The following is a 26,332-nucleotide window of genomic DNA, read 5'->3' on the forward strand; positions in this document are numbered from 1 at the left end:
GGTGACAGGCGAGTTTCCCATAGCTCAGGCCCGCCTCAGGCCCGTCGATAGAAGGGCCGTTTGACAACGGTGGCGGGTTGGGCCTTGCCGCGGATCTCAACGCTCAGTTCGGTGCCGACTTTGGCCAGCGCCGGTGGCACCGAGGCCAGGGCGATGGGCTCCTCAAGGGTCGGAGACCAGGTTCCGCTGGTGACGATGCCGATGTGTTCGCCGTTGTGCAGCACTGGGTAGTCATGGCGGGCGATGGCGCGTCCCTGCAGTTTCAGCCCCACCAGTCGTCGGGACGGGCCGACTTCGGCAGCCCGTTCCAGCGCCTGCCGGCCCACGAAGTCCGCAGGCATTTCGAGGTGCACCAGCCATCCCAGCCCTGCTTCGAAGGGGGTGGTGTCAGCGTCCATGTCCTGCCCGTAGAGATGCATGGCTGCTTCGAGGCGCAAGGTGTCCCGTGCTCCCAGTCCGCAGGGAGTGACGCCCTCCTCCAGCAGCTGTTTCCAGAACTTCGGCCCGTCGGCGGCGCTGAGCAGCAGCTCCGCGCCGTCCTCACCGGTGTACCCCGTCCGGGCCGTGAACACCGGTTGACTCAGCCCTTCAAGGGTCAGGTCTCGGTGCCCGAAGCGGGGAAGCCCACTCAGATCGCTGCCACTGAGACGTTCCAGCAGGGGGATGGCCTGCGGACCCTGGAGGGCCAGCAGCACACCGTCAGCCTTGCTGTCGGTGACCGTCAGTCCAGCCGGTTCCATCCGTTCACGGATCCAGGCGGTGTCGTTGTCGGCGCAGGCCGCGTTGATCACCAGAACAAGTGAGCCGCGATCAGCATCCAGGGCACCGCGGTCGTAGACGATCAGATCGTCGCGGATGCCTCCGCGGTCGTTGAGCAGCACCGTGTAGCAGGCTTCACCCGGGCCGATGCGGTGAAGGTCGGTTGGGACGAGCTGTTGCAGAGCATCCTTGGGCTTCGGGCCCTCCAGTCGCAGGACGCCCATGTGGGAGATGTCGAACATCCCCATCCGTTCACGGACAGCTTTGTGTTCCTGAATCAATCCGCTGAACTGCACCGGCATCTCCCATCCGGCAAAGGGGACCATGCGGCCACCGCCCTCGCGGCAGAGGTCGTGGAGCGGGGTACGCAGGAGTGCCATGGCCCATCAGTGGCGACGCGCAATCTTATGGACCGCTTCAGCAGTTGGAAGTGAAACCGGAAATTCGTGTGCTGACTTCGTCCATTTTCTGAACCGTCCTTACCCTGAGCTTTCATTCAGGGGATCTCCCCGTGTCCATGCGGCTCTGTTGCCGAACCTGTCAGCACTGCTCCGGTGGAGGAGCGGCTGCTGCCGGTTGGTGCCGCTTGCGCCGTCTGGAGGTTCACGCTGAGGTGGCTGATCTGGTGGTCTGTCACCACTGGACGCCAAGGTCGCCGGAGCTGCCCAGGATCGGCGCCGCCGTTGTCCAGGAGATGGACCATCAGCTGGAACTTGACCGGGCCTTGGCTTGAGGCCGACTCAAGAAACCGAGCCAATTTGCACATGTGTGCTCCTGCTCACCTTGTAAAAGCAGAGATGATCAGAAGATGATTGTTTGGATTTGATTGGACTTGAGTGCTTCCGGCACCAAAGCGACGCCGCTCGAGCTGATGGAGGAGCACCCTGAGGGGGACCGCCTCACCCTTCCGACCGGTGCGTTGGTGTTTCGGAGGGGAGAGCCGGTTCAGGCGATCCACGTCGTTCAGAGAGGCCTCGTGGAGCTCAGCAGTGGCCCTCGCAATCGCATGCGTTACGGGCCTGGTGAACTGTTCTTCTACGAAGATCTCGTTGCGGCCACCGAATATCACAGTCGTGATGCAAGGGCACTGACTCCGCTGGCGCTGATCCGATTGAATCGGACCGGTTTTCTGACCTTGATTCATCGGCATCCCACCCTCGTGCTCGATCTGCTGCTGAAGCAGCACCAGCGGCTGCGGCAGCAGCGCAGCCAGGCGCGGCACTTCTATTGACGGTTTCCGAGCAGCAGCAGCAGGCTGCGGGTGACCTTGGCGGCCAAGACAGCGCTGATCCCACTGGTGTCGAGCTGCGGAGCGAGTTCCACCACATCGGCCGCCACCAGCTGATGGTGTTGCAGGATCTCGATCACGGCGGCGAAGTCCCGCCAGTGGAAGCCTCCGGGTTCCGGTGTGCCTGTGCCGGGTAGGACCGCTGGATCAAACCAGTCCAGATCCACCGTGAGATAGATCGGTTTCCCTTGCAGTGGTGTCAGGGCTTGCCGCAACGCTTCTGCATCCGTGATCCGACGACCGCTGGCCTTCAGTTCCTGGAACTCTTCTCGGGTGCCGCTGCGGATCGCCAGTTGCAACAGCTGTCCGCTGGGCAGCACGTCCAGACAGCGACGCATGGCACAGGCATGGCTGTGCCGTGTCCCCAGCCAGCTGTCGCGCAGGTCAGCGTGGGCGTCGAGCTGCACCAGCACCAGATCGGGGTGCCGTTCCGCCACGGCGGCCACAGCGCCGGAGCTGATCGAGTGTTCTCCACCGAGCATCAAGGGCCGTAGTCCCTGGGTCAGAACCGTGGCTGTGGCCTGACGAACCAGCTCCAGCACCGGCTCGGGGGCTCCGAAGGGGATCTCCACGGCTCCCAGATCGGCGAAGCTCAGATCCTCCAGGTCCCGATCCAGCTGGGGGCAGTAGGTCTCCAGTCCCTGGCTCACCTCACGGATGGCTGCTGGTCCGAAGCGGGTTCCAGGACGGAAGGAGGTGGTGCCGTCATAGGGCACCCCGAAGAGCCCAACCTGGCAGCCGGAGGGATCGCGTTTCGCTGCCATGAAAATGGTGCCGCTCCTGTCGAACAAGGGCGGCTTGTCCGGATCAGCCATGGTTGATCTCCCGATCGATGAATGCGGGGACGGCCTGGAAGGCCCCTTGCTGCCAGCGCGGACTCCAGATCTCGCAGTCGGAGGTCACGACCGCTGCCCGCTGGCTGTCGCTGTGGAGATACCGGGGGCCATCCTTGGCTGCGAAGGTCCAGCTCCACCATCCGCTGGGGTACATCGGCACCCAGCCGTACATCGGATCCGCGTGGCCGAACACCTCCCGGATCAGTTGCACCATGGCGACATGCACCTCTCGGAAGGCTTCCGGTGATTCACTCTGGGTGCCGAACACGCCGCCAGGTCTGAGAATGCGTCGGCACTGCTCGAAGAAGCCCCGGTTGAACAGGCCTTCTGCCGGGCCGGCGGGGTCGGATCCATCCACCAGCACAACGTCATAACTGCTGTCCGGGGCGTCTGCAGCCCACGCAATGCCATCCCCCACGGTGAGATGCAGGCGGGGGTCGCTCCAGGCGGATCCGCCAAGCGATGGCAGATGGGTCCGGCACAGATTCACAACTTCGCCGTCGATCTCCACCATGTCCAGATGCTGCACGCCCTGATGGCGCAGACACTCCCGGGCGGTGCCGCCATCTCCGCCGCCGATCACCAGCACGCGCTCGATCGCCTCGGCGCCGCAGAGGGCCGGATGGACCAGAGCTTCGTGATAGTGACGTTCCTGCCTCTCGGCCGTCATCCAGCAGCCATCCAGCAGCAATGCATTGCCGTAGCGCTCACTGCGGATCAGGGTGATCCGTTGGAACGGACTGGTTTTCTCCACCAGCACCTCACCGGCGAGTCCGTAACGGACCTGCCGATGTTCCTCATCAACCCAAACGGGCATGGTGATCCGACCTCCGACTGTTTCCAGCTAACTCCGCAGCCGGGGGAAGATGCCAGCGTGAATGCATGGTGCAGGATCTCGTCGTCAACAAGCGCCTGGTGATCCCTGCCGGGGAGTTGCAATGGCGTTTCTCAAGGGCTTCAGGGCCCGGCGGACAGGGCGTGAACACCACGGATTCCAGGGTGGAGCTGCTCCTTGATCTGGAGGCCTGCTCGGTGCTCGGTCCCATCCGTCGGGCACGGTTGCTGGAGAGGCTGGGGTCAAGGCTGTCCGATGGTTGTCTGCGTGTCGTGGCCGCTGAGGAGCGGTCCCAGTGGCAGAACCGCCAAGCCGCCATGGCTCGGCTGTCGCATCTCCTGCGGGAGGGCCTCAAGCCCCCTCCTCCGTCGCGGAAGGCCACGCGTCCAGGTCGGGGTGCTGTGAAGCGGCGTCTGGAGGCCAAGAAAAAGCGCGGTGATCTCAAGCGGCAACGTCGCAACAAGCCAACACTTGAGGAGTGATCCACCGCCATCCATGCGGATCGAGCAGCAGACCATCGGGTTGACCGTTGATGACAGCCTGATGAGGATCCACGTGGCCCGGCCCGTGGCGCCTGGACCCTGGCCCGGCATTCTCTTCTATTCGGACATCTATCAGCTCGGGGACCCGATCCTGCGGCTGGCCAACCGGTTGGCGGGGTATGGCTTCGTGGTGGCTGCACCGGAGATTTTTCACCGGGTTGAGCCTGTGGGCACCGTGATTGAACCCGATGCAGTCGGGCGTCTGCGTGGCAATGACGCCGCACGCCGCACGGAGGTCAGCGCTTACGACACCGATGCCCATGCTGTTTTGCAATGGTTGGAGCTGGATGAGGCCGTGGATGCCGCTCGCCTTGGGGCAATCGGTTTCTGCATCGGCGGTCATCTTGCGTTCCGGGCGGCTCTACGCCCGCAGATCAAGGCCACGGCCTGCATCTATCCGACAGGCCTTCAGAACGGTGGGCTCGGCCGTGGCGTCGCCGATTCACTGCAGCGGGCCGGGGAGATTCAGGGAGCGCTTCTGACGGTGTTCGGGTCCGAAGATCCTCACGTTCCCGGAGAAGCTCGTGAGCAGATCCTCAGTGCTCTGGTTGAACTCCGGCACGAGACGGTGCTGTTTGACGCCAATCACACGTTTCTCAGGGATGACGGTTGGCGCTGGGATCCGCCACTGGCGGATCAGGCCTGGGCAACAGTCACGGCGTTTCTGCAGCGGGAGCTGACTGCTCAGCTTTGATCTGGGCCTTGGCCTGTTGCCAGAGAGTTTCCAGCTCAACGATGCTGCGGCCCTGAAGATCGCCGTCCAGGGCGGCTTCAACCCGGGAAAAGCGATCCAGGAAGCGCCGGTTGGTGCCGGCCAGCCCTTCCTCCGGTTCGATGCCACACCATCGGGCCACGTTCACCAGGGTGAACAGCAGGTCACCGAGTTCCTCCTGGGCATGGCCCCGATCGCCGCTCGCCACCGCTTCCTTGAGCTCATCGAGCTCCTCGTGCACCTTCTCCCAGACCCCGTCGATGCTGTCCCATTCGAAGCCCGCCTTGGCGGCCTGCTTCGAAATGGTCATGCTCGCGGCGAGAGCGGGCAGTGCGCGCACTTTCCCGGCGAGACGATCGCTCAGGGGGCTGTTGGAGCATCCGTGGATGTCCGCCTGTTCAGCCGCCTTGATCTCCTCCCAGCTGCGGAGGTCGCCACCGAAGACGTGCGGATGACGGCGGATCAGCTTGTCGGTGATGCCCCGAGCCACCGTGTCGAGGTTGAAGCGCTTCTCCTCACTGGCGATGCGGGCGTGAAGCACCACCTGCAGCAGCAGGTCACCGAGCTCTTCATTGATGTGGTCGTCATCGCCGTGGCGGATGGCGTCCGCCACCTCATGGGCCTCTTCCAGCAGGTATGGCACCAGGGATGCATGGGACTGGGCCAGATCCCATGGACAGCCGCTGACGGGATCCCGCAGCCTGGCCACCACATCGATCAGCTCCTGCAGGGCCTCGGAGCGGGTGGCAGCCATGGTGCTGGGTTCGCTTGCGCGCCCACCCTCTCACCGACGGTGCTGCCCGCGCCATTCCGATGGCCAGGGGTCACCGTCGAGGAGCAGATGCAGCCAGACGCTCGCCTCCAGGCTCAGCAGCAAGGCCAGAGCTGGTGCGGGATGACGACGGATTCCCTGCAACAGCGCCTGGGGCAGTTCGGCGATGGATCGGCCGGGCAGCAGCGCCATCACCAGACCTGCCCAGCCAAGCAACACCAGCAGGCGCAGCAGCGTGCCGATCACCGGACCGTGGGACCAGAACGACCGATGAGGCAAGAGGGTGCGGTAGGGCCACCAAAGCCACTGCAGGGCTCCCCAGCGACGAAGCGCCAGTGATCGGGTGTCAAGGTCCGGTGAAAGCCAAAGCCCCCCGATCAGAAAGGAGGCTGCCGCGATCAGTCCCGCCTGCCAGCCCAGAACCAGCGCGACAACGAGGCCCCATGGCAGGCTCCAGAGAGCTGTGGCGCGATCGTGATTCCGGCCTGAGGCCATCACGGGGTTCAGGCAGTGCTGGGATCAGCGTGCCGTGTTCAGGCAGAATCAGCAGCGAGGGCGATTAGCTCAGCGGTAGAGCACCTGCCTTACAAGCAGATTGTCACTGGTTCGATCCCGGTATCGCCCATTGGTCCATTCAGGTACGTCACTCCGGTTGATCTCCGTGTGTTCATGCCACAGGTGGAACGCAAGAGGTTGTGTCGGGAGATCGATCAGCACAATCAAACTGCCCTGCCTTTCCCTTTCGGGTTTTGTATAGCTTTCAGCCTGCCATTGTTCTTGGGGAGGCATCAGGCTTCCCGACAAATACTCAGATGGTGATGGCTGAGGTCATCTCCATCGTTTGAAGCACTGGATGTTGAAACGGTTCTGGGAAACTGAAGTCATCGGATGAATCGTGATTGTGAGGCTGAGTATTATTCGAATCCACTTTTGCAGGAACCACAAGCAATTCACTCCCCCAGTCGAGCTAAAGATGCTGAGAATTGTCTGAAAGTTTTTGCCTGAATCGTTACTTATATCGGGCATCACGATCACTTTGGCCAAGGAGTCACCGGCTGTCACTCACTGCCTTTCCCCGTTGTGCTCGCCGCGAGCTTGCTCGGTTTGGGCGGGATGGCTATAAGAAATTGTCCCGCCTGGCTTGCGCTTCGTGAAAATCTCGCAATCCATTGGAATTCAGTTGCAAAAACGGAAGGAACTGCTCTACAACCTCGGCGCGATTTCCTCCTATACGTCGATGCTGATATTTCTTTGGCATGGCATCGTCATCCTGTCGTCCAAACAGCAGCCAAAGCACACACTTGTTTTGTATGCCGCGTCTACATTATTTTCAATTCTTGTGATGGCTCCCTACAAGTGGGATAAAAAGTGGATGCGCATTAAAACGTCGATTGGCATGGCTGTGTTCGGCCTTTCGTTGCTGATCTATTTGTTCTGTTTCTGGGCGTACTGATTTTTTCTGCCACGGGAATCTTCGCGATGATCGATTGGCATCATTTCGGATTCAGTAACGGAAGCTCGGCCGTGTCGTTCTGTAAGCATGGCCAAAAGTTGCCTGATTCCACCCTTGATCGGCTCGAACATGTCCGTGTCCTGATGCGGCGGATGGCATGAAGGTTCCGAAGTTCCCGGTGCTGCTGTGCCGATAGTTGTAGCCGCCGCCGTAATGAGGCGTCGAAAAATAACTGTGATTCTGAGCGACGGCGGGAGTTGCGCTCAGAAGGGAAGCAACGACACAGGAGGCCAATGCGCGAATCATGGATTTCCATTCAGTCTGGTTCACTTCACTGTGATCAACTCTTTTCACCCATGGGTGAGCATTGCCTGAGAGGTATTTTGGAATTGCCTGGTTAGAAGATGATGGTTTCAGCGAATGCTGATGTTGTATTGCGTCATGTTGCTGATTAAATTCTCGAGCTGATGGCGGGTGATGGAGGTCTGTCTGATCATGCGCTCACGATTTTCGATGGGTGCCATGCCCTCAAGTTTTTCAAGAATTTTGCTCATCACCATGCAGCTCTGAATCACGTCTCGCTGGGCTTTGTTGAAATCTATTGTTCCGTTTTGGCTTAACTCTTCACGCAGTGATTGTCTGGCCGACTCGATCAATTCGCTGGCATGGCGTTGTCGATGGAGCGATCTCAGCTGTTGAGGTGAAGCGGATGTAGGAATGGAACTGGTGCCCTGAGATCCTTCAGGAATTTGCATGTTGACTGCTTCTCTTTCCATTCAGCCTTTCATGGCCGCGATCTCTGGAAAGAAGCAGCAGCTCAGTGCTGCATGAGAATTTGATGAAGCCCAACGCTCGTTGACTGTTCAAAGTCACACGGTCAGATCCTCTGAAGTTGAGTCACCGCTGTCGCAGCCTGTGAAAAGGCGCTGCAGCGATGACTTGCCTCTGTTCGCTGGAGGCTCGGAAGGATCAGAAGCAGAAGGGAAGGAACTGGGTACGGCAGGCTGCATAGCCGTCAATCAGAGCGCCGAGGCCGATCTGGTGAGCGATCCCGGCGCCGGTGAGACCTTCGGTGAGGATTCCGATCACGATTCCGAGCATGGCCGCGCGTCCGTTGAAGAGCTCAGCACGCTTGAGCTGCTCAAGATGAATGTCGCGGGCAGCAGTGGACTGAAACCAGGTCTCGTTGGCTTGGTTGGACTGCATGACCGTTACGCGATTGATACAAAATGTAACGCGTTTGTTTCGATTTGTCTCCTGCCCGCTTCTCCGCTCAGCGAAGCTGATACCTCTCGCCAGGGCTGGAATTCAGCCAGCGGGTCTCGGCGGGCAGGCATGTCGCTGTCTCTGCAGCCGATCCGGCCATCTGCAGCAGGCCGCTGAGTGCTCCTTCGAAGCGAACATCGCCGCCTGATGTGCTGGCGAGGACGGTTCGAGGCTGGAAGCGTTTCACCAGCTCCGGCACGACGGTGCAGCCTTTGACGAAGGCTCCTGCCAGCGGCAGTCCGAGATCCACCATCGGTGTGATCACGGCATCCAGGCGTTGTGGCGGAAGACTGGGATCCAGGAAGCCGTGTGGCTCCAGATACAGCTGGCCGTCGGGATGGTGCAGGAGATAGCCGTTCTCCACCTGCGGGACAGGCGCGCCGGCAGTGGCGCGAATGGTCAGCTGTTGATGTTGGCTGCTTTCGCCAGGCTTGAGCTCCGTCACCGCGTGGAAGCCGAGTGACTTCACCACACGGGCAGCAGCAGCCGAGCCGACCACCGGCAGATCCCTGGGCAGCAGGCGCAGCGTTGCTGGGTGGGCATGATCGGCCAGTCCCTGGGTGAGCAGCAGCAGATCGAGGTCACCAGGAATCGGCTGTTCTGTTCCGAGTTCCCCCCGGAGAAACCAAGGCCCTGGAGGGAAGCTCAGCATGCCCCGCAGCCATGGATCCACCAGGATCCGCAGCGAGCCCACCTCGAGCAGCCAGCCGTTCGCTCCCAGATAGGTGGCAGCGAGGGTCATGACGGCAGCTGCTGCCGATCCCGGCAGCGTTGACAGAGGCCGAAGAACTCAAGCGTGTGAAACAGCAGTTCAAAATCCTTCTGTGTGTCCTGGGGCACGCTCAGGCCATGGATCGGGCAGTGATCAAGCGGTCGTGTTTCTCCGCAGTCCACGCAGGTGAGGTGGTGCCGGTCCTGTTCCACCGGGGCATACAGCGCCTCGCCGGTCGGCAGATGGCGACAGCGCACCATCCCCTTCTGCTGCAGCTGTCTCAGGTTGCGGTACACCGTGGCCAGACCCATGGCTGAGGCGCCACCAGCCAGGCTGCGGTGCAGCTGCTGCCCGCTCATTTCGTCACCGCAGTCCCTGAGGGCGGCGAGCAAGGCTCTCTGACGGGTGCTTGGGGCGGGCAGGGTGTCCGTCATCCGATCAATGCGCCACCAGCCAGCGTCCGCCGACGCTAATCAAGAGAAGCCCAGCCATGCCGATCCGCCAGTTCCGGTCGAAGGATCGCATCAGCCGCTGCGACAGCGCCACTGCTCCGGCCCATCCGATCACCACCACAAGGGTCTGTGCAAATCCGATCACATGCGGGTCCGCCTGCCATTGCGGCCAGCCTTCAGGCAGCAGCGTGCCGCCTTCACCCATGCCGAGGGGCAGATGGCGCGCCAGCAGCAGCGACCAGAGCAATGGCAGGCCGGCGTACAGCCAGCGGCGGTCGAGCCAGAGTCCCGCCATGGCGGGCAGGGCGAGCGCCAGCACAGCGATGCTCAGCCGTGGAAGCAGAGCTCCCTCCTGAAGTGAGTCAGGAGTCAAGGGCAGCCAGCCGAGCAGTCGCTGCCAGTGATGCAGGCAGATGCCGCCGGCCAGCACGAGGATCAGACCTCGCTCCCCATCAGGGGGCTGCATGCGCGGCTGAAGGTCCGCGGCAGGCGGTCGCAGCCGCAGCTGCACGGAACGGTTCGGGCAAGCCTGTGCGCAGGTCAGACACAGCACGCAGTTGCGGTTGTCACTGAGGTGAGCCGGGTGCGTGCCCAGAGGACAGCCCTGGCTGGCCAGCCCTTCGCCGTCCGCAGGCCCCCCCTTGAAACAGGCGTAGCTGCTGCAGCTGCCTCCGCAGGTGCCCGCTTCAGCCCGCAGTTCCAGGATCGAGAGTTTGGCGAACAGGCCGTTCATGCCGCCCACGGGGCAGAGATGCCGGCACCAGAAGCGCTTTTCAAACACCAGGGAACCCAGCACGGCACCGGCGGTGATCAGCAGCAGCAGACAACTGCTCAGCCAGGCCGTGTCCTCCAGATTCCACACCTCCTCCCACACCAGGATCGCGGCGAATCCCGCCGCCAGCAGCGGAGCGGCCCAGCGATCACTGTCGCCATGGGGCCAGACCCGCTTGCGCCAGGGAGTCAGGCGCTGAGCGATCTCACCCCAGACCATGAAGGGGCAGACGGCACACCAGAGACGACCCACCAGCGGGTAGGTCAGCAGGATCAGCGGCCACCACCAGGCCCAGAACAGGATCAGAACCGGATTCTCAGCGCGGTTCTGGGGGCCGAGCCAGAGCGCCAGATTGGCCGCCACGAACAACCAGCTCACCAGGCCGAACAACAGACCGTTCCAAAGAGAGGGGGAACGCATCCATTCGCGCAGTTGCGGTTTCCAGCGCCAGAGGTCAAAACGAAGCCTCCGTTCCCGCTGGTTCGTCCAGAACACGGCTTCCGGCAACACCGTCGGCGGTGCTGCGGCGCTGGTCTGCCCCACCTGACTGTCCTGATGGGCCTGGCGCAGGGCCCGATCCACCAGTTGTTCCAGTTCGCGGATGTTGTTTGGAAAGTCGTGGTTCTGCAGGCGACGCACGATCGAGTCCGGCAGCTGCGGTGCTCGGCTCCAGCCGCGATTCGTGCTCTGCAGCCGCAGCTGGTACCGCAGCCAGTCCCCCAGGTCGGAGCGGCGCACCCGCAGAGGAGGCACCCTGATGGGGATCACGATGGCATCGAGGCATGGGACGGGGCTCTCACTGGTGAACATCACCCGCCCTTGAAATCCCGGCTCCTGACCGCGGGCCAGGGCCACCAGCCGCTGCTGCAGAAGTGGTTCCATCCGATCGATGCCACTCACCAGAAGGCTGTTCTCACCCAGATGGTCGAGAAGCTGGCGACCACTTCCCTGCAGATCCGCCGTGTCCAGGCGCAGCAGCAGCCGACGACGCTCCCCGGAGCCGAAATGGATGAGAGCTGCGAGATTGTCCTTCTCGAGACCAGGTTCACCACTGATCAGCACGGGCCGGCGATCAGCGTCACGGGCAGCCTCCAGCACGGCGGTGCGCAGACGCTGGGCATAGCGACTGGATCCCACCACCCCTCGGCGCGCCCGCCCCAGCACGTAGGGAGCGAGCCGTTGGAAGTCCGTGCCGGAGTCAGGCACCAATCAGCTGTTCGCTCAGGTTCCAGAGGCGTTCGCGTTCCACTGGATTGTTGGCGGTCGGGGCGACGCGACAGCGGCTGGGGTGGCCTCGAAGGCCACCGAGCTGGTTCGGTCCGTAGTGCTCTCCGCCCTGGGCCGAAGGGGCAGTGGCGGCATGCAGCTGGGGCAGGGCTCCCATGGCAGCGCTCTGGAACAGGGGATCCATCAGTCGGTAGACCAGGGCTTCGGCTCCGTTGCCGCCACTGGCGATGGCGGTGGGTTGCAGCTGGGTCCGAGCCAAACCGGGGTGGGCAGCCAGGGAGCGGATGGTGCTGCTGCGCTGACGCAAGCGGGAGTCCAGCTCCAGAGCGAACATCACGTTGGCCAGTTTGCTCTGGCCATAGGCGCCATAGCGCTCATAGCGTTGTTCCCAGTTCGGATCATCCCAGTGGATCCGTCCGAAGTACTGGGCCCCCGACGTGACGGTCACCACGCGGGCATCCGGACGGTTCTCCATCAGGGGCAGCAGCGCTTGGGTGAGGGCCTGGTGCCCCAGGTGATTCACGCCGAACTGAAGTTCATGACCTTGAACGGTGGTGCGGCGAGGGGGCGCCATCACCCCGGCATTGTTGATGAGCAGATCGAGATGGCCGTAGCGATCGCGAACGCTTTCGGCAGCGCGTTGCACGCTGCTCAGGTCGGCCAGGTCAAGCTCCAGCAGCTCCAGTCGGCTGAGCCCCTGATCCTGCAGCTGTTGCTGTGCTGCTTCGGCTTTCCTGCTTGAGCGACAGGCCAGAATCACGGTTGCCTGACGGGCGGCGAGTGCCTGGATGGTTGCCAACCCGAGGCCACTGTTCGCGCCGGTGACCAGGGCAAGGCGACCCTCCTGCGAGGGGATGTCCTCAGCGGTCCATGCCACGGGAGATCAATCTTCCGGGAAGAGCAGTTCGGCCAGTTCGTCAGCATCCACGTCGTAGACACGGGCGAGACTGGTCTCGATGGCGCTGGTGACCTCGCCGGGCAGGAAACGCATCGAATTGAGTGCGTCCTCGGCGATGTCGTCCGTGAGGAGTTTCTCCTCACCATCGAGCTTCTCGTCGTTGATCACCGCCATCACCCAGCTCTGATAGGCGTAGACCAGGTCGGCGAACTCAAGTTCGGGATCGTTCAGGTCCAGGGCCATCGGGGGTCCAGCCGTTCCTTCCAGTCTGACCTTTCGCCGGAGAGGATGTAGCCCATGGATTCCGCTGATGTCACTGGCCTCCAGGCCACCCTCTTCGATTTCGCGATCACAGAGCTGGTGCGTCAGCACCGTCAGAGCTTCCAGCCGCTCTGGACCCGTGACAGCTGGGTCAAGCTGTTGATCTGGCTGTCTCTCAACTGCGGTTCCCCTGGAGATGAGGAAGGGATGAAACAGTTCGTCGAGGCCCTCGGACCTGTGGTCACATCAAGGATGCGTCGTGTGTTCTTTGAGCGGGAACTGGATGATCTCGATCTGCAGGTGATGGGTGATCCTGCGGAGCAGCATGTGCTGGTGATGCCGATGGCTCCAGGTGTGCCGCTCGATCTGGAACGGGCCACCGCTGCCGTTCAGCGGGTCGGTCTGCAGGAGCTCGTGGTGGCCGATCAAAACCGCTGGCAACAGCTGGATGCGGTGGTGGCGATTCCAAGGCTGGAGGTGGCGACATGACGTTGATCGGCCGTTACCGGAATGGCGGTTTCGAGGCCGTTGCCGATGCCGTGATCGAGTTTTTCGGCCGTCGGGAGGATCTGCAAAGACCGGGGGTGGCTTTCGGGCCTGCCGCAGACCGGGAGCCGGCCAAGCAGAGCACCGATATCAGCCTGGTGGCCATCGACCGCAGCGATGCAGAAGCCTTTGCCTTGTCCCAGTTGATCCTGCGGGGTGTGAATGCTGGCCTTGAGCGATACCTGCAGGAGCGGCCGCTGTTCCGCGAGTGCTGTCCGGATCAGGAGTTGTTCGTAGTACCGATCTTCAATCTTCAGCACTACGCACCCGGAGAAGGCTTCAAGCGTTGGCACTGCGACTGGACCATCGGCGAGGAGGCCACTGAGCCGGTCCATCGGGTGCTGGCCTGGATTCTTTACTGCAACTCGGTTGATGAGGCAGGAACGGAGTTTCACTGGCAGGACCATCACGAACCGGCGGAGCGGGGCAAGCTCGTGATCTTTCCAGCCGGCCCGTCTCACATTCACAGGGGTCGTGTCAACGATCAGCAGAACAAGCTGATTGCCACCGGTTGGATCAATGCAGGATCAAGGGATGCTTATCTCACGCGCTTGGCAGCGGAGTGACGTCCATTGTTCAACGTCATTCCTTCTGCTGATCGTTGATCTGTGGCTCTGCTTCCTGCTGCTCGGGAAGCAGGCTCCGGTTGGCTTGATGTCTGATCTCGAGTGTCTGCTGTTTGGAAGGTGGCCACTCCATTGGATAAACCTGCCGTTGCGGAAAGGGAATTCCGATTTCGTTTTCTTCGAAGCGGCTCCAGATCACCTGGCGAAGATCGCTTTCAACCTGAAATGCTTCCAGGGGATTCCTGACCCAGAAAAGAACTTTGTAATTGATGGAAGAATCCGCAAAACCGGTTGTGAAGGCTGCTGGAGCTGGGTACGGCAGAACCTTTTCATGTTCTTTGGCGAGTTCGACAAGAATGTCGATTACGCGGCCCGGTTCATGGTGATAGGCAGCTCCAACATCCACGGCACCGCGACGTGACGTCTCTTGAGCCGTGAACGATTCCGCTTCCTGGGTGAAGAACGTTTGGTTGGGGATCAGCAATTCTGCGCCATCCCGTCCGCGTTTGAGTTGTGTGGCTCTCAGCCCCAGCTTTCGAACGGTGCAGGGGTCACCATTGATCATCAGGATTTCACCAGGTCTCACGGTTCCTTCAAACAACATCCAGATGCTGCTGATGAAGTTGGAGATGATTTCCTTCAAGCCGAAGCCGATGCCGACAGACAGTCCTCCAGCGATCGTCACCATGGCGGCTCCGTTGATGCCGAGATAATTGGCGACAACAACGATTCCCACCCCGATCAGGCTGTATTGGAGGATGACTTCCAAGGCGGTTCTGCTCTGCTTGCTGAGCCCGAAGAACTGGGTGAAGAAACCGGAGAGCAGTCCTGCCGGCTGTCTGGACAACGTGACAATGGCGTAACCCAACATCAAGGCTGTGAGCAATTTGCCGATGGTGAGCACTACGCCGAACACGGTTCCGATCGGGAGCATCGCCAAAGCTTCCCGGCTGCCCAGCATCTGAAAAAACGTCAGGATGATGACCACGAGAACGACGGGTCTCAGGATCGTCTGATCGATCTCATCAACTGGCCATCTTGGATGTCTTTCCTTGACCAGGTTTTTGATCGGAACCAGCGCACGCCAGAGCAGCCAAAGACCTCCCAGAAAGCTGAGGAAATGTCCGGGCAGCCCAAGGGCTCCCAGGAGGAATCCGCTCAGGAAGGCAAGGCCAGGTGTGACGATTCGGCGCACACCAATCGTCTGAATTCTGTGCAGTTGTTTGACGATCTGGTTTTCCAGAACCAGAAGGCTGACCATCAGAATGATCTGCAGAATAACTTCGCCGCGTTGTAGATAACCCAGCCAGCCAATGGCTTCAACAAAAATACCTTGAATCATGATTTTTTCTCCATCATGGTTTCAATGATGAGATCGGTTGTTTCTTCCGGAGTTTTAATGTCGTAAATCGTTCGTTGCAGTGCTGTGGTGATCACCTTGTATCGAGCGGGATCTCTGAAAACCACCGAGTTGGTGAAGCTTCTCCGAAGTTCATCGCTATCGTTTCGAAGCTCAAATTGAGCTAAGGCTTGTTCTCCTCCCACGATTTTTGAAGCAACAATCTTGGCGGCATTCTTATTCACAGGAAAGCTATTTCGGTTTTCCAACACATAGGTTTTCTGGGCCCAGGGCTTCGTGATGAAATCCATCAGCCCGAGAGCTTTCTCTCGTTGAGCTTTGCTGGAATTAAGGCCCAGTGACCAGACCTGGAGCTTTGTGATGGATTGGAATTTGTCCTTGTTGATATTTTTTGGCAAAGGTGAAACGCCAAGCTTGTCTTTCAGCTTTCTGCGAAGTTCTGGAAGGCTTGAGCTCCAGCATGTGATCCAGTCGAGATTGCCTTCCAGAAAAGAGGAGCGCAGAGATTGTTGACTATTCATAAATCGTACATTCTGTTGATAGCTCATGTGTTCAAGCCAGTGAAGCCAATCAGTTATCTTCTTCTTGGACTTTGCGTCGGGTGCTGTTCCGCGCATCGCTGAGGCCATAGGTTGTTCGGCTCCGTACAATTCAGTCGTCCAGAAAATGTCTTTCAGGTTAAGTGACATCCCGAACGTTGTGTCTTTATGAATATCGTTGCCGAACTCCTGCTTGGTTTTTGGTGGGTTTTTTATTTTCTCCTTGTTGTAACAGGCGACTTGGATGTACTGGGCCACGGGCCTGCCTAACAGGTTTCCCTGGCGATTGGTGACCAGTTGGAAAAGGTGATCTGGAGTGCCCTCTCGCTGTGGTGTTGTGAGTTCAACGGTATCAATTAATCCTTTTTCGTGAAGAGCGTGAGTTGTGTTGCTGTCCGTAATGATGATGTCTGGTCCGAATCCGGCCCAGGTTTGGTTGCTGATCTGATGGACGAAATTTTCGTTGTCGTAGAGGGCTAGTTTGATTCTGATGCTTGAGTCGTAATCACGAAATTCCCGGATCACGCTTTGAATTTTTGATTGGAGCTCGTCGTAGTCCTCGGCGTTGACAATTTCTTCAATACCGACTGTTTTTGCCACTCTCAGAACCACCGGAATGCCGGCGTTGCTGGTGCCGCATCCGTTCATGCTGAGACCGATGCCTGCAAAGGCGGCCAACATTGCCCAATGGCTGCGTCTGAGCACGGATCCACCAATCGTCCGACCCAATTTATGTGGATTTCCCGGTTGAGGCCCCCTTTTGCGACCATGACCCACGCACTGCTCCGCATCCGTGCCTGATCTGGCCAAGACCTACGACCCGGTTGGTACGGAAGCTCGTTGGCAGCAGGCCTGGGAGGACCAGGGGGCGTTTCATCCCGATCCCAAAGCGCCTGGTGAACCGTTTTCGGTGGTGATCCCGCCGCCGAACGTGACCGGCAGCCTGCACATGGGCCATGCCTTCAACACAGCCCTGATCGACACGATCGTGCGCTACCAGCGCCTGGCGGGAAAGAACGTGCTCTGCCTGCCCGGCACCGACCACGCCTCGATCGCGGTGCAGACGATCCTCGAGAAGCAGCTCAAGGAGGAGGGCAAAACCCGCCACGACCTGGGCCGGGATGCCTTTCTCGAGCGGGCCTGGCAGTGGAAGGCGGAAAGCGGTGGCCGCATCGTGGGCCAGCTGCGGCGGCTTGGGTTACTCGGTGGATTGGAAGCGCCAGCGCTTCACCCTTGATGAGGGTCTCAGTGAGGCGGTGAAGGAGGCCTTCGTGCGGCTGCACGAGCAGGGGCTGATCTACCGCGGTGAATACCTGGTGAACTGGTGCCCCGCCTCGGGCTCGGCGGTGAGCGATCTGGAGGTGGAGATGAAGGAGGTGGATGGCCACCTCTGGCATTTCCGCTATCCGCTCAGCAGCGGCGACGGCCATCTGGAGGTGGCCACCACCCGGCCCGAAACGATGCTGGGCGACACGGCGGTGGCGGTGAATCCCACCGACGAGCGCTACGCCCATCTGGTGGGTCAGACCCTCACGCTGCCGTTTGTGGGTCGCGAAATTCCGATCGTGGCCGACGACCACGTGGAGAAGGATTTCGGCACCGGCTGCGTCAAGGTGACGCCGGCCCACGACCCCAACGATTTCGCCATCGGCCAGCGCCACGGTCTGCCCCAGATCACGGTGATGCGCAAGAACGGCACGATGAACAAGGAGGCGGGGCAGTTCGAGGGGCTGGATCGCTTTGAGGCCCGCAAGGCCGTGGTGGCTGGTCTCGACGAGCTGGGGCTGCTGGTGAAGGTGGAGGATTACCGCCACAGCGTTCCCTATTCCGACCGCGGCAAGGTGCCGGTGGAGCCGCTGCTCTCCACCCAGTGGTTTGTCAAAACCGAGCCTCTGGCGGCTCGCTGTCGCGAGGCTCTTGAGAAGAAGGATCCCCGCTTCATCCCGGAGCGTTGGGAGAAGGTGTATCGCGACTGGCTCACCGACATCCGCGACTGGTGCATCAGCCGCCAGCTCTGGTGGGGCCATCGCATCCCCGCCTGGTTCGTGATCAGCGAGACCGGCGGCAAATACACCGACACCACCCCTTATGTGGTGGCCCGCAACGAAGCCGAAGCCCTGGAGAAGGCCCAGGCTGATTACGGCGCGGCGGCTGAGATCGAGCAGGACGAAGACGTGCTCGACACCTGGTTCTCCAGTGGTTTGTGGCCCTTCTCCACCCTGGGTTGGCCCGATGCCGATAGCGCTGATCTGCAGCGCTGGTACCCCACCAGCACCCTGGTGACGGGCTTCGACATCATCTTTTTCTGGGTGGCCCGGATGACGATGATGGCCGGCTCCTTCACCGGCGAGATGCCCTTCCAGGACGTTTACATCCACGGCCTGGTGCGGGACGAGCAGAACCGCAAGATGAGCAAGAGTGCCGGCAACGGCATCGATCCGCTGCTGCTGATCGAGCGTTACGGCACCGATGCCTTGCGCTTCGCTCTGGTGCGGGAGGTGGCTGGTGCGGGTCAGGACATCCGCCTGGACTACGACCGCAAGACCGACACCTCCGCCACGGTGGAGGCCTCGCGCAACTTCGCCAACAAGCTCTGGAACGCCACTCGCTTCGCCCTGATGAACCTGGACGGCGAAACGCCGGCTCAACTCGGTGACCCCGACCCCGCGGCCCTGCAGTTGGCGGACCGTTGGATTCTTTCGCGCCTGGCCCGGGTGAATCGGGAGACGGCCGAGCGCTACAGCAATTACGGCCTGGGTGAAGCTGCCAAGGGGCTTTACGAGTTCGCCTGGAACGACGTCTGCGACTGGTACCTGGAGCTGAGCAAGCGCCGGCTCAACCCGGGTGAGAACCCCTCAGCCGAGGCTCTCGCCGATCAGCGGGTGGCCAAGCAGGTGCTGGCCAAGGTGATCAGTCAGATGCACCTGATGCTGCATCCGTTGATGCCCCACCTCACCGAGGAGCTCTGGCACAGCGTCACCGGCGAGCCGGAGACCAACTTCCTGGCTCTGCAGCCCTGGCCGGCACTGGAGGAGAGCGCTCTGGATCATGCCTTGGAAGCCTCGTTTGCTGAGCTGATCGGCGCCATCCGTGTGGTGCGCAACCTGCGGGCGGTGGCGGGCCTCAAGCCCTCCCAATCGGTGCCGGTGCGTTTCGTCACCGGCCGCGGCGAGTTGGCGGCTGTGCTGAGCAAGGGCACGGCCGACATCACGGCCCTAACCCGGGCGGAGTCGGTGGCGGTGATGGCGCCGGCGGAGGCTGATGCGGCTCCGGTAGCCAAGGCTCTGGCGGGGGTGAGCGGTGAGCTGCAGGTGCTGCTGCCGATCGAAGGCCTCGTCGATCTCGATGCGCTCAAGGGCCGCCTCGAAAAAGACATCGCCAAGGCCGAGAAGGAGATCAAAGGCCTGGCAGGGCGGCTGGGGAACCCGAACTTCGCCGACAAGGCACCGCCGGAGGTGGTGGCCGAATGCCAGGCCAACCTGGATGAGAAGCAGGCTCAGGCGGATCTGGCCCGCAAGCGGCTGGCGGATCTGAGCTGATTCGGTGATTCAGGTTGAGGGGCTGAGCAAGATCTACCGGGTTGCCGAGAAGCAGCCCGGGTTGGCCGGCACCCTGCGCCATTTCATCCGCCGCCGCACCCGGGACGTGACCGCGGTGCAGGACGTGTCGTTCGCGATCGAGCCCGGCGAGATGGTGGGCTTTCTCGGTGCCAACGGCGCCGGCAAAACCACCACCTTGAAGATGCTCTGCGGCTTGATCCACCCCAGCGCCGGGGAGGTGCAGGTGGCGGGGTACCGGCCCCAGCGTCGCCAGGCGGAGTTCCTGCGCCGGATCACCCTGGTGATGGGGCAGAAGCAGCAGCTGCTCTGGGACCTGCCGCCGATGGATTCCCTGCGGGTGAATGCGGCGGTCTACGGCATCCCCGATGGGGTGGCCCGGCGGCGGATCAGCGAGCTGGCCGATCTGCTGGAGCTGGGGGAGGAGCTCACCCGGCCGGTGCGCAAGCTTTCTCTGGGCCAGCGAATGAAAGCTGAACTCCTGGCGGCGTTGCTGCACGAGCCGGAGGTGCTGTTCCTCGATGAACCGACTCTGGGGCTGGATGTGAATGCCCAGGCCCGGGTGCGGCAGTTTCTGGCGGACTACAACCGCCGCACGGGCGCGACGGTGCTGCTTACCAGCCACTACATGGCCGACATCACGGCGCTGTGTCCCCGGGTGCTGCTGATCCACCAGGGGAGGTTGTTCCACGACGGCCCCCTGGAGGCGTTGGCCGATCAATTGGCGCCGGAGCGGGAGGTGCGGCTGGAGCTGGAATCCCCCACGACCCCAGAGGCCCTGGCTGGTTTGGGGCGTCTCGAGCAGTTGGAGGGTTGTGATGTGCGGCTGCTGGTGCCCCGCGATCAGCTCACCGCCGTGGTGGCGCAGCTGCTGGACCGCTTTCCCGTGCGCGATCTGGATGTGACCGATCCACCGATCGAAGAACTGATCGGTGGCCTCTTCCGGCAGGGGCGCGTCTGATGCGGATCTTCGGGCTGAACCGTCGGATCATCCGGGTGCTGCTGGGAACCCAGTACGCCCACATGCTCGAGTACCGCGCTGAGATCGCCCTCTGGGCGCTTTCGGGTGTGCTGCCATTCATCATGCTCAGCGTCTGGAGCGGCAGTGACGCGCGGTCTGGGCTTGGGCTGGATGGTGTGGCCCTGGATCGCTATTTCCTCAGCGCCTTTCTGGTGCGTCAGTTCTCCGTGGTGTGGGTGGTCTATGCCTTCGAGGAGGACGCCCTGCTGGGCCGCTTGTCGCCCTACCTGCTGCAGCCCCTGCATCCGCTCTGGCGTTATGTGGCGGCCCACCTCGGTGAGCAGCTCACGCGTCTGCCCTTCGCGGCCCTGATCGCAGCCGTGTTCTTTACGGTGCAGCCCCAGGCCTTCTGGTTGCCGTCGCTGGGGGGCTTTCTGCTGGCCTGGCTGGCCATCTGGATGGCCTTTGCCATCGCCTTCCTGTTCCAGAGCCTGATTGCGGCCCTGTGCTTCTGGAGTGAGAAGGCCAGTGCCCTGGAGCGGCTCCAGTTCATTCCCTTCCTGTTCCTTTCCGGCCTGCTGGCGCCGCTCACGGCTTTTCCGCCGGCGGTGCGGGCCTTGGCCCAGTGGACGCCCTTCCCGTATCTGATCGACTTTCCCGCCCGGGTGCTGGCAGGCCAGCCGGTGGACCTGCTGGCGGGCTTCGGGGCGCAACTGGCCTGGATTGCCCTGCTGTTGCCGCTGGTGCTGCTGCTGTGGCGGGCCGGCGTGCGGCGCTACAGCGCCATGGGGGCCTGATGGGGCGGTACTGGCGAACCCTGCGTCGCTTCTGGGGCACGGCCGTGGCGGTGCAGCTGGAGTATCAGGCCAATGTGCTGATCGAGCTGCTGGCGGTGGCGATGAGCCTCAGCGGCAGCCTGTTTCTGCTCTCGCTGTTCTATGGCCCCGATCAGACGTTGGGGGGCTGGAGCTGGGCTCAGGCCCTGATGGTGCAGGGGCTCTACACGGTGTTCGACGGCATGGCCACCACCTGGCTGCGCCCCAACCTCGGGGCGATCGTCACCCATGTGCGCGAGGGCACCCTGGATTTCGTGCTGCTCAAACCGATCGACAGCCAGTTCTGGCTGTCGCTGCGCACGCTGTCGCCGGCGGGCCTGCCGGAAATTGGCCTGGGGCTGGGGCTCCTGGCCTGGGGCAGCCATCAGGCCGGTGTGGTGCTCACGCTGCCCTCCTTTTTCACCGTGGTGGTGATGCTGCTGGCCGGTGGCTTGATCCTTTATTCGCTCTGGTTTCTGATCGCCGCCACCAGCATCTGGTTCGTCAAAACCTGGAATGCCACCGAGGTGTTGCGAGCTCTGCTGGCTTCGGGGCGTTATCCACTCACTGCCTATCCACCGGCCTTGCGCCTGCTGTTCACCCTGGTGCTGCCGGTGGCCTTTCTCACCACAGTTCCCGCCCAGGTGCTGCTGGGTGAAGCCGCCGCTCCGATGTTGCTGGCGGGTCTTGCGCTGGCTGTCCTGTTTTTCGCTGCTGCCCGCGCGTTCTGGCTGTATGCCCTGCGGTTTTACACCTCGGCGTCCAGTTGAGTGCAATGCTCCGCACCGTCGGTGCGACGGTCTGTCTGATGTCAACGCTTCAGCAATGGCTCCCTGATCTGTTGGAGGTTCTGCGCTCACCGCTGGGGGCGGTGGCGTTCATTCCCCTCTATGCGCTCTGGGTCACGCTGCTGCTGCCTGGCGTGTGGGCATCGATGGTGGCGGGGGCGCTCTACGGCACCTGGATCGGCAGTGGACTCGTGTTCCTGGGAGCCTGCCTTGGAGCGGAAGTTGTGTTTCTGCTGGGTCGCAGCTGGCTGCGGGAGTGGGCGAGAAGGCGGTTGCAGCAGGTGCCGAAGCTGCAGGCGGTGGAACAGGCCGTGAGTCGGGAGGGCTTGAAACTGGTGCTGCTCACCCGGCTGTCGCCGGCGTTTCCGTTCTCCCTGCTCAACCTGGCCTACGGCCTCAGCGAGGTGTCACTCCGGGACTACAGCATTGGTTTGATCGGCATCATCCCCGGCACGGTGCTGTTCTGCGGCCTCGGAGCTCTGGCGGGCGATGTGGCTCGCTTCCGGGAGGTGCTGGCCGGGGAGGCAGATCCACTGACCTGGGCACTGCGGGTGGCCGGTGTGCTGGCGACGGTTGGGGTGGTGGTGCTTGTCAGCAGGACTGCGCGGCGCGCACTTCATGACGTGGAGTCGTCGCTCTGATCCGGGTCGGGCAGGGGCCAGTCGCGGATGGCGGCAAGGGCCACAAACCAGGTCAGACGCAACCGTGCCATTGGTCCTCGCCGTTGCTCCAACTCGGCCAGCTTGGCTCGGCCGCAGTCGGTCTTGATCCAGCGGTGAAGGGGCTGGTTCGTCATGCGTTCAGCAGACCTTTCAGCTCATTTTCATCGATCACCTTCACGCCAAGACTTTCGGCTTTGGCGAGTTTGCTGCCAGCTTCTTCACCTGCCACCAGATAGTCGGTCTTCTTGCTGACGCTGCCGGTCACCTTGCCGCCGGCGGCCTCGATCAAGGCTTTGGCGTCACTTCGGCTGAGGGTCGGCAGGGTTCCTGTGAGCACCAGGATCCTTCCGGCGAGGGCTTGATCAGCATCTGAGCCGGAGCTTGACCGGTCGTCCGGTGCCGCCTTCAGGTTCAGTCCCACACCCCTGAGCTCCTCCAGCAGCTGATGGTTGGCCGGGTTGGCAAACCACTGGCTGAGGCTGCGGCTGATCTCCGGTCCGATGCCATGCAGGGCCGCGATGCTGTCGGGCTGTTGACGGGCTGCCTCCGCCAGGTCATCCACGTTTGGGAAGGCGGCCGCCAGGGCTTTGGCATTCACCTCACCGATGTGGCGGATGCCAAGCCCATAGAGCTGTCGTGGCCAGGGTTTCCCGGTGGATGCCTCCAACGCACGCACCAGGTTGGCGGCGGACTTCTCCCCCATCCGCTCCAGACTTGCCAGCAGGGCGGCATCCAACCGGTAGAGATCGGCGATGGAACGCACCAGCCCGCGTTCCACCAGCTGCTCGATCAGCTTGCCCCCAAGACCATCCACATCCAGGGCACCCTTGCTGACCCAATGGCGCAGGGCCCCGCGCAGGATCGCCGGGCAGCTGCTGTTGATGCAGCGGGTGGCCGCCTCCTGCTCCTCCCTCACCAGGGTGGAACCACATTCCGGACAGACTGTGGGGAGGCTGACGGGTTTGGCATCAGCAGGCCGCAGCTCCGCCAGAACCCGCACCACCTCCGGGATGATCTCGCCGGCCTTGCGCACCACCACGGTGTCGCCTTCATGCAGGGCCAGTTCTGTGATGCGGTCGGCATTGTGCAGCGTCGCCCGGCTGACGCTGGTGCCGGCCAGAGCCACCGGTTCGAACTCGGCCACGGGGGTGACGGCTCCGGTCCGTCCCACCTGAACCACCACGCGAAGCAGCCGGCTGGGGGCTTCCTCAGCCGGGAACTTCAAGGCGATGGCCCAGCGGGGCGCCTTCTGCGTGAACCCGGCTTCATCCTGGAGACGCAGATCATTCAGCTTCACCACCACGCCATCGGTGGCGTATGGCAGTGCCTTCCGTTGCTGTTCCCAGCGATCGCAGAAGCCACGGATGGCCGCCAGATCCGGGCACAGCTCGCGGTTGGGATTGACGCGGAAGCCGGCCTCGATCAGCCACTGCAGCGCTTCCCATTGGGACGTGCCCTCCGCTTCAGGTGGCCGATGCAGGGTGTAAGCGAAGAAATCGAGGCGGCGCGCCGCCACCACCTTGGGGTCCAGTTGCCGCAGGGTGCCCGCGCAGGCGTTGCGCGGATTGGCGAACAGGGTCTCCCCCCGCCCCTCTCGCTCGGTGTTGATCGCAGCGAAGGTGTCGTCGGGGATGAAGGCTTCACCACGCACTTCCACCCATTCGGGCGGGTCTTCGACCTGAAGCCGCAAGGGGATCGAACTGATCGTCCGCACATTGGCGGTGATCTCTTCACCGCTGGCACCGTCGCCTCGGGTGGCTGCCCGTTCCAGCACCCCATGGCGGTAGCTGAGGGCAAGGGCGTTGCCATCGATCTTCAGTTCACCCACCAGTGGCAGTTGCGTGTCAGCTGGACGATCCAGCACCTTCAGCAACCGTTCATGCCAGGCGGTCAGTTCGTCCTGATTGAAGGCATTGTCGAGGCTGAGCAGAGGGATGCGGTGGGCAACGCTGACGAATCCCTCCGCCGGAGAACCGCCGACGCGTTGGCTGGGGCTGTCGGCGCTGACCAGGCGTGGGTCGGCCTGCTCGAGATCAACCAGTTCCCGGTAGAGGCGGTCATAGACCGCGTCCTCCAGCAGGGGGGCATCCAGCACGTAGTAGGCATGGGCTGCCCGGTTGAGCAGAGCCCGCAGTTCCGCTGCCCTGGCCTGCCCCTCAGGCATTGACCCTGTTGATGCGCGCGATGCGCCAGTTGTCCTCCACCTTGGTGAAGGTGAAGTCAAGAGGCAGCTCGTCGTCGTTGTCTGCCTTCAGTTTCACGGTGAGGATCACGTCGCTCTCCTGCATCCGGGGCCGCCCGGACTTGAGATTGCGATAGCGGTTGAGTTTGAGGCCGGCGAGGAAGCGCATGAACTGCTGACGGTTCACATGCTGCCGGTAGCCCTTGGTGGTGAGCAGGTAGGCCGCATCGATACGACCGGCAGCCACCTGGGTGAAGAACTGCTTGATCAGTGGATTGATGCCGCGGGCGCTGAGCACCAGGCGAACCGCGGTGTATGTCCAGAACAGGAGCAGAGCCCCACCACCGGCCAGCAGGGCCTTGATCCCCACCTCGCGTACAAGACCCAGTTCCATCGCCTGCCTTCAAAGCAGCGACGAGTCTGACTGACCAAGGCAGGATGACGCTCAACCGCAGCCTGTTCTCCGTTGCCGTTGCTGCCGTTGTTGCCGCTGTTCCACCGGCTCAACCGTGAACATTTCGAAGGTTCCCTGGTGAGTAGGAGCGCCGATCTCCCTCTGGTGGCCCTGCGCTGGAGCGATGGCCGCATGAGCCGCACGGCTGGCTGCTACCGGCGCGGCCCAGGCGTCGCAGGGGATCGCGGCTGTGAAATCGTTCTGTCCCGACCGGTGCTGGAGCCACTGCCCCGGGCTGCCACGGAAAGCACGCTCTGTCACGAGATGATCCACGCCTGGGTGGATCTGGTGCAGAAGGTGCGTGAAAGCCATGGGCCGCGATTCCGGGAGCGGATGGCGGCCATCAATGCCTCTCAGGACAGCTTCCAGGTGCAGGTGCGTCATTGCTATCCCGTTCCGGCTCGTGCACCGCGTTGGTGGGCGGTCTGTCCGATCTGTGGGCAGCGCTCTCCCTACAGGCGGCGACTGCGCAATGCAGCCTGCCGCCGCTGTTGCGATCGGTTGCATGGGGGGCGATGGGATGCCAGTTGCCTGCTGCGGTTCGAGCCTGCCGACTGAGATGGAGACCTTTCTGATGACCCTGCAGCTCGGCGGGATGACGATCGCGTTGATCGGCCTGCGACGGGAACGCTGGCTTCGGCGCCGGCGTCGGTAACGTCGAAGCATGGAGCAACGCATGGAACGCCGGTTGGACACCTGGCTGGAAACCGGTCGCCAGCTGGTGGATGGGGTGTCAGGTCGGCGTCCCGGTCAGCGTCGGACGTCTCTGGATCTGGATTCGATGGGGCGCTGGGTCGGCGAGAAGGTCGATTGGCTGTTGGACGACGATGACGACTGGCGTGAGCCATGGCAGGAACAGACGTCACCGGAGACATCCAGTCGAGGCGGCAAGCGGCCGCTCCAGGCGGTGTCCCGCCGCCGGCCACCGGCTGCCGACGACAGCTGGCCGGAGGATGAGAGTTTCCGTGTGCAGCGCTGGCAGAGAACCGCCGGGCTTGATGGGCAGCTCGATGAGCAGCCTGTCCGGCAACCGATGCGTTCTCCACGTCGCGTGCTGCCACGCTCAAGTCGTCGCCGAGACTGACAGCAACGGGTCCTCTGGATACGTTTCAACCAG

Annotated in this window: 30 protein-coding genes, 1 tRNA gene and 1 pseudogene; 15 read left to right on the forward strand and 17 right to left on the reverse strand. The window is 62.3% G+C overall.

From position 1 onward, the window contains the following. Positions 1-35: 35 nt before the first annotated feature. Positions 36-1,139 (reverse strand): glycine cleavage system aminomethyltransferase GcvT, encoded by a 1,104-nt coding sequence (gcvT, locus tag ACJ0G7_RS07615; RefSeq protein ID WP_043693688.1) that lies wholly within the window; start codon positions 1,137-1,139, stop codon positions 36-38. Between the two features lie 137 nt (positions 1,140-1,276). Here gcvT and ACJ0G7_RS07620 point away from each other — a divergent pair, with 137 nt between their 5' ends. Together ACJ0G7_RS07620 and ACJ0G7_RS07625 are read left to right on the forward strand one after the other, a co-directional pair. Next, entirely contained in the window at positions 1,277-1,492 is a 216-nt protein-coding gene (locus tag ACJ0G7_RS07620; RefSeq protein ID WP_253912865.1) for a hypothetical protein, read from the forward strand. A 99-nt stretch (positions 1,493-1,591) separates the two neighbouring features. Continuing rightward, positions 1,592-1,990, forward strand: coding sequence for a cyclic nucleotide-binding domain-containing protein (locus tag ACJ0G7_RS07625; protein ID WP_043693681.1), 399 nt, complete (start codon positions 1,592-1,594; stop codon positions 1,988-1,990). Here ACJ0G7_RS07625 and speB read toward each other — a convergent pair. Together speB and speE are read right to left on the reverse strand one after the other, a co-directional pair. Further along, a complete protein-coding gene (gene speB, locus ACJ0G7_RS07630) occupies positions 1,984-2,862 on the reverse strand; it encodes an agmatinase (RefSeq protein ID WP_043693678.1) in 879 nt (292 codons plus the stop codon). The two genes, ACJ0G7_RS07625 and speB, sit on opposite strands and share 7 nt — an antisense overlap. After that, positions 2,855-3,700 (reverse strand): polyamine aminopropyltransferase, encoded by an 846-nt coding sequence (gene speE / locus ACJ0G7_RS07635; RefSeq protein WP_043693676.1) that lies wholly within the window; start codon positions 3,698-3,700, stop codon positions 2,855-2,857. The genes speB and speE overlap by 8 nt, the downstream gene beginning before the upstream one ends. Before the next feature lie 65 nt (positions 3,701-3,765). Between speE and arfB the strand changes: the two genes are divergently transcribed. Next, positions 3,766-4,200: an alternative ribosome rescue aminoacyl-tRNA hydrolase ArfB gene (arfB, locus tag ACJ0G7_RS07640; RefSeq protein WP_043693672.1), complete on the forward strand. Its 435-nt coding sequence runs from the start codon at positions 3,766-3,768 to the stop codon at positions 4,198-4,200. A 13-nt stretch (positions 4,201-4,213) separates the two neighbouring features. Continuing rightward, complete coding sequence (locus tag ACJ0G7_RS07645; RefSeq protein WP_407395616.1) at positions 4,214-4,954, forward strand: dienelactone hydrolase family protein; 741 nt, start codon at positions 4,214-4,216, stop codon at positions 4,952-4,954. Here the strand turns inward: ACJ0G7_RS07645 and mazG are convergent. Together mazG and ACJ0G7_RS07655 are read right to left on the reverse strand one after the other, a co-directional pair. Next, the gene (mazG, locus tag ACJ0G7_RS07650; RefSeq protein ID WP_407395618.1) at positions 4,914-5,726 is read right to left on the reverse strand and encodes a nucleoside triphosphate pyrophosphohydrolase; all 813 of its coding nucleotides are present in this window, start codon (positions 5,724-5,726) and stop codon (positions 4,914-4,916) included. The genes ACJ0G7_RS07645 and mazG overlap by 41 nt on opposite strands. Positions 5,727-5,756: 30 nt before the next feature. Beyond that, positions 5,757-6,239 (reverse strand): DUF2227 family putative metal-binding protein, encoded by a 483-nt coding sequence (locus tag ACJ0G7_RS07655; protein WP_407395619.1) that lies wholly within the window; start codon positions 6,237-6,239, stop codon positions 5,757-5,759. A gap of 58 nt (positions 6,240-6,297) precedes the next feature. Here ACJ0G7_RS07655 and ACJ0G7_RS07660 point away from each other — a divergent pair. After that, positions 6,298-6,369, forward strand: a tRNA-Val gene (locus ACJ0G7_RS07660). A gap of 525 nt (positions 6,370-6,894) precedes the next feature. Beyond that, positions 6,895-7,197: a hypothetical protein gene (locus tag ACJ0G7_RS07665; RefSeq protein WP_156957158.1), complete on the forward strand. Its 303-nt coding sequence runs from the start codon at positions 6,895-6,897 to the stop codon at positions 7,195-7,197. Positions 7,198-7,610: 413 nt separating this feature from the next. Here the strand turns inward: ACJ0G7_RS07665 and ACJ0G7_RS07670 are convergent, their stop codons facing one another. The 7 genes from ACJ0G7_RS07670 to ACJ0G7_RS07700 form a co-directional block, all read right to left on the reverse strand. Next, a complete protein-coding gene (locus tag ACJ0G7_RS07670) occupies positions 7,611-7,952 on the reverse strand; it encodes a hypothetical protein (RefSeq protein ID WP_407395621.1) in 342 nt (113 codons plus the stop codon). Between the two features lie 214 nt (positions 7,953-8,166). Continuing rightward, complete coding sequence (locus ACJ0G7_RS07675) at positions 8,167-8,403, reverse strand: chlorophyll a/b-binding protein (protein ID WP_043693656.1); 237 nt, start codon at positions 8,401-8,403, stop codon at positions 8,167-8,169. A gap of 67 nt (positions 8,404-8,470) precedes the next feature. Then, positions 8,471-9,205 (reverse strand): MBL fold metallo-hydrolase, encoded by a 735-nt coding sequence (locus ACJ0G7_RS07680; RefSeq protein ID WP_407395623.1) that lies wholly within the window; start codon positions 9,203-9,205, stop codon positions 8,471-8,473. Then, positions 9,202-9,609 carry a transcriptional repressor gene (locus tag ACJ0G7_RS07685; RefSeq protein WP_407395624.1) on the reverse strand — a complete coding sequence of 136 codons (408 nt, stop codon included), beginning with the start codon at positions 9,607-9,609 and terminating at the stop codon, positions 9,202-9,204. The genes ACJ0G7_RS07680 and ACJ0G7_RS07685 overlap by 4 nt, the downstream gene beginning before the upstream one ends. A gap of 4 nt (positions 9,610-9,613) precedes the next feature. After that, positions 9,614-11,608 (reverse strand): 4Fe-4S binding protein, encoded by a 1,995-nt coding sequence (locus tag ACJ0G7_RS07690; protein ID WP_407395625.1) that lies wholly within the window; start codon positions 11,606-11,608, stop codon positions 9,614-9,616. After that, positions 11,598-12,503 carry an oxidoreductase gene (locus ACJ0G7_RS07695; RefSeq protein WP_043693645.1) on the reverse strand — a complete coding sequence of 302 codons (906 nt, stop codon included), beginning with the start codon at positions 12,501-12,503 and terminating at the stop codon, positions 11,598-11,600. The genes ACJ0G7_RS07690 and ACJ0G7_RS07695 overlap by 11 nt, the downstream gene beginning before the upstream one ends. 6 nt (positions 12,504-12,509) lie before the next feature. Next, positions 12,510-12,767 carry a hypothetical protein gene (locus ACJ0G7_RS07700; RefSeq protein WP_043693643.1) on the reverse strand — a complete coding sequence of 86 codons (258 nt, stop codon included), beginning with the start codon at positions 12,765-12,767 and terminating at the stop codon, positions 12,510-12,512. Between the two features lie 54 nt (positions 12,768-12,821). Here ACJ0G7_RS07700 and ACJ0G7_RS07705 point away from each other — a divergent pair, with 54 nt between their 5' ends. Continuing rightward, positions 12,822-13,274: a hypothetical protein gene (locus ACJ0G7_RS07705; protein WP_043693641.1), complete on the forward strand. Its 453-nt coding sequence runs from the start codon at positions 12,822-12,824 to the stop codon at positions 13,272-13,274. Beyond that, positions 13,271-13,897: a 2OG-Fe(II) oxygenase gene (locus ACJ0G7_RS07710; RefSeq protein ID WP_407395627.1), complete on the forward strand. Its 627-nt coding sequence runs from the start codon at positions 13,271-13,273 to the stop codon at positions 13,895-13,897. The genes ACJ0G7_RS07705 and ACJ0G7_RS07710 overlap by 4 nt, the downstream gene beginning before the upstream one ends. 16 nt (positions 13,898-13,913) lie before the next feature. Here the strand turns inward: ACJ0G7_RS07710 and ACJ0G7_RS07715 are convergent, their stop codons facing one another. Further along, positions 13,914-15,239, reverse strand: a complete 1,326-nt coding sequence (locus tag ACJ0G7_RS07715) for a mechanosensitive ion channel family protein (protein WP_407395628.1) — start codon at positions 15,237-15,239, stop codon at positions 13,914-13,916. After that, positions 15,236-16,501, reverse strand: coding sequence for an extracellular solute-binding protein (locus ACJ0G7_RS07720; RefSeq protein ID WP_407395629.1), 1,266 nt, complete (start codon positions 16,499-16,501; stop codon positions 15,236-15,238). Before ACJ0G7_RS07720 ends, ACJ0G7_RS07715 begins: the two co-directional genes overlap by 4 nt. A gap of 88 nt (positions 16,502-16,589) precedes the next feature. Between ACJ0G7_RS07720 and ACJ0G7_RS07725 the strand changes: the two are divergent. The 5 genes and pseudogenes from ACJ0G7_RS07725 to ACJ0G7_RS07745 all read left to right on the forward strand — a co-directional run bounded on the left by ACJ0G7_RS07725 (position 16,590) and on the right by ACJ0G7_RS07745 (position 22,558). Beyond that, positions 16,590-19,335, forward strand: a pseudogene (locus ACJ0G7_RS07725) (valine--tRNA ligase). 4 nt (positions 19,336-19,339) lie between these two features. Continuing rightward, positions 19,340-20,314: an ATP-binding cassette domain-containing protein gene (locus ACJ0G7_RS07730; RefSeq protein WP_407395630.1), complete on the forward strand. Its 975-nt coding sequence runs from the start codon at positions 19,340-19,342 to the stop codon at positions 20,312-20,314. Next, positions 20,314-21,111, forward strand: coding sequence for an ABC transporter permease (locus ACJ0G7_RS07735; protein ID WP_407395632.1), 798 nt, complete (start codon positions 20,314-20,316; stop codon positions 21,109-21,111). The genes ACJ0G7_RS07730 and ACJ0G7_RS07735 overlap by 1 nt, the downstream gene beginning before the upstream one ends. Beyond that, positions 21,111-21,899, forward strand: a complete 789-nt coding sequence (locus ACJ0G7_RS07740; protein WP_043693621.1) for an ABC transporter permease — start codon at positions 21,111-21,113, stop codon at positions 21,897-21,899. Before ACJ0G7_RS07735 ends, ACJ0G7_RS07740 begins: the two co-directional genes overlap by 1 nt. A gap of 38 nt (positions 21,900-21,937) precedes the next feature. Further along, positions 21,938-22,558 carry a TVP38/TMEM64 family protein gene (locus ACJ0G7_RS07745; RefSeq protein ID WP_253912863.1) on the forward strand — a complete coding sequence of 207 codons (621 nt, stop codon included), beginning with the start codon at positions 21,938-21,940 and terminating at the stop codon, positions 22,556-22,558. On the opposite strand, the gene ACJ0G7_RS07750 is transcribed toward ACJ0G7_RS07745, so the two are convergent. From ACJ0G7_RS07750 to ACJ0G7_RS07760, 3 genes are read right to left on the reverse strand one after another with little or no spacing between them, the layout of a single operon-like run. Continuing rightward, complete coding sequence (locus ACJ0G7_RS07750; protein WP_407395634.1) at positions 22,534-22,713, reverse strand: hypothetical protein; 180 nt, start codon at positions 22,711-22,713, stop codon at positions 22,534-22,536. The genes ACJ0G7_RS07745 and ACJ0G7_RS07750 overlap by 25 nt on opposite strands. After that, positions 22,710-24,743 carry an NAD-dependent DNA ligase LigA gene (ligA, locus tag ACJ0G7_RS07755; RefSeq protein WP_407395635.1) on the reverse strand — a complete coding sequence of 678 codons (2,034 nt, stop codon included), beginning with the start codon at positions 24,741-24,743 and terminating at the stop codon, positions 22,710-22,712. Before ligA ends, ACJ0G7_RS07750 begins: the two co-directional genes overlap by 4 nt. Continuing rightward, complete coding sequence (locus tag ACJ0G7_RS07760; RefSeq protein ID WP_043693608.1) at positions 24,736-25,155, reverse strand: hypothetical protein; 420 nt, start codon at positions 25,153-25,155, stop codon at positions 24,736-24,738. Before ACJ0G7_RS07760 ends, ligA begins: the two co-directional genes overlap by 8 nt. Positions 25,156-25,227: 72 nt before the next feature. On the opposite strand from ACJ0G7_RS07760, the gene ACJ0G7_RS07765 reads away from it, so the two are divergent. After that, complete coding sequence (locus ACJ0G7_RS07765; RefSeq protein WP_043693605.1) at positions 25,228-25,773, forward strand: SprT family zinc-dependent metalloprotease; 546 nt, start codon at positions 25,228-25,230, stop codon at positions 25,771-25,773. A 106-nt stretch (positions 25,774-25,879) separates the two neighbouring features. After that, positions 25,880-26,299: a hypothetical protein gene (locus ACJ0G7_RS07770; protein WP_407395636.1), complete on the forward strand. Its 420-nt coding sequence runs from the start codon at positions 25,880-25,882 to the stop codon at positions 26,297-26,299. Positions 26,300-26,332 lie beyond the last annotated feature (33 nt).

The organism is Parasynechococcus sp., from assembly GCF_045559935.1.
Lineage (GTDB): Bacteria > Cyanobacteriota > Cyanobacteriia > PCC-6307 > Cyanobiaceae > Parasynechococcus.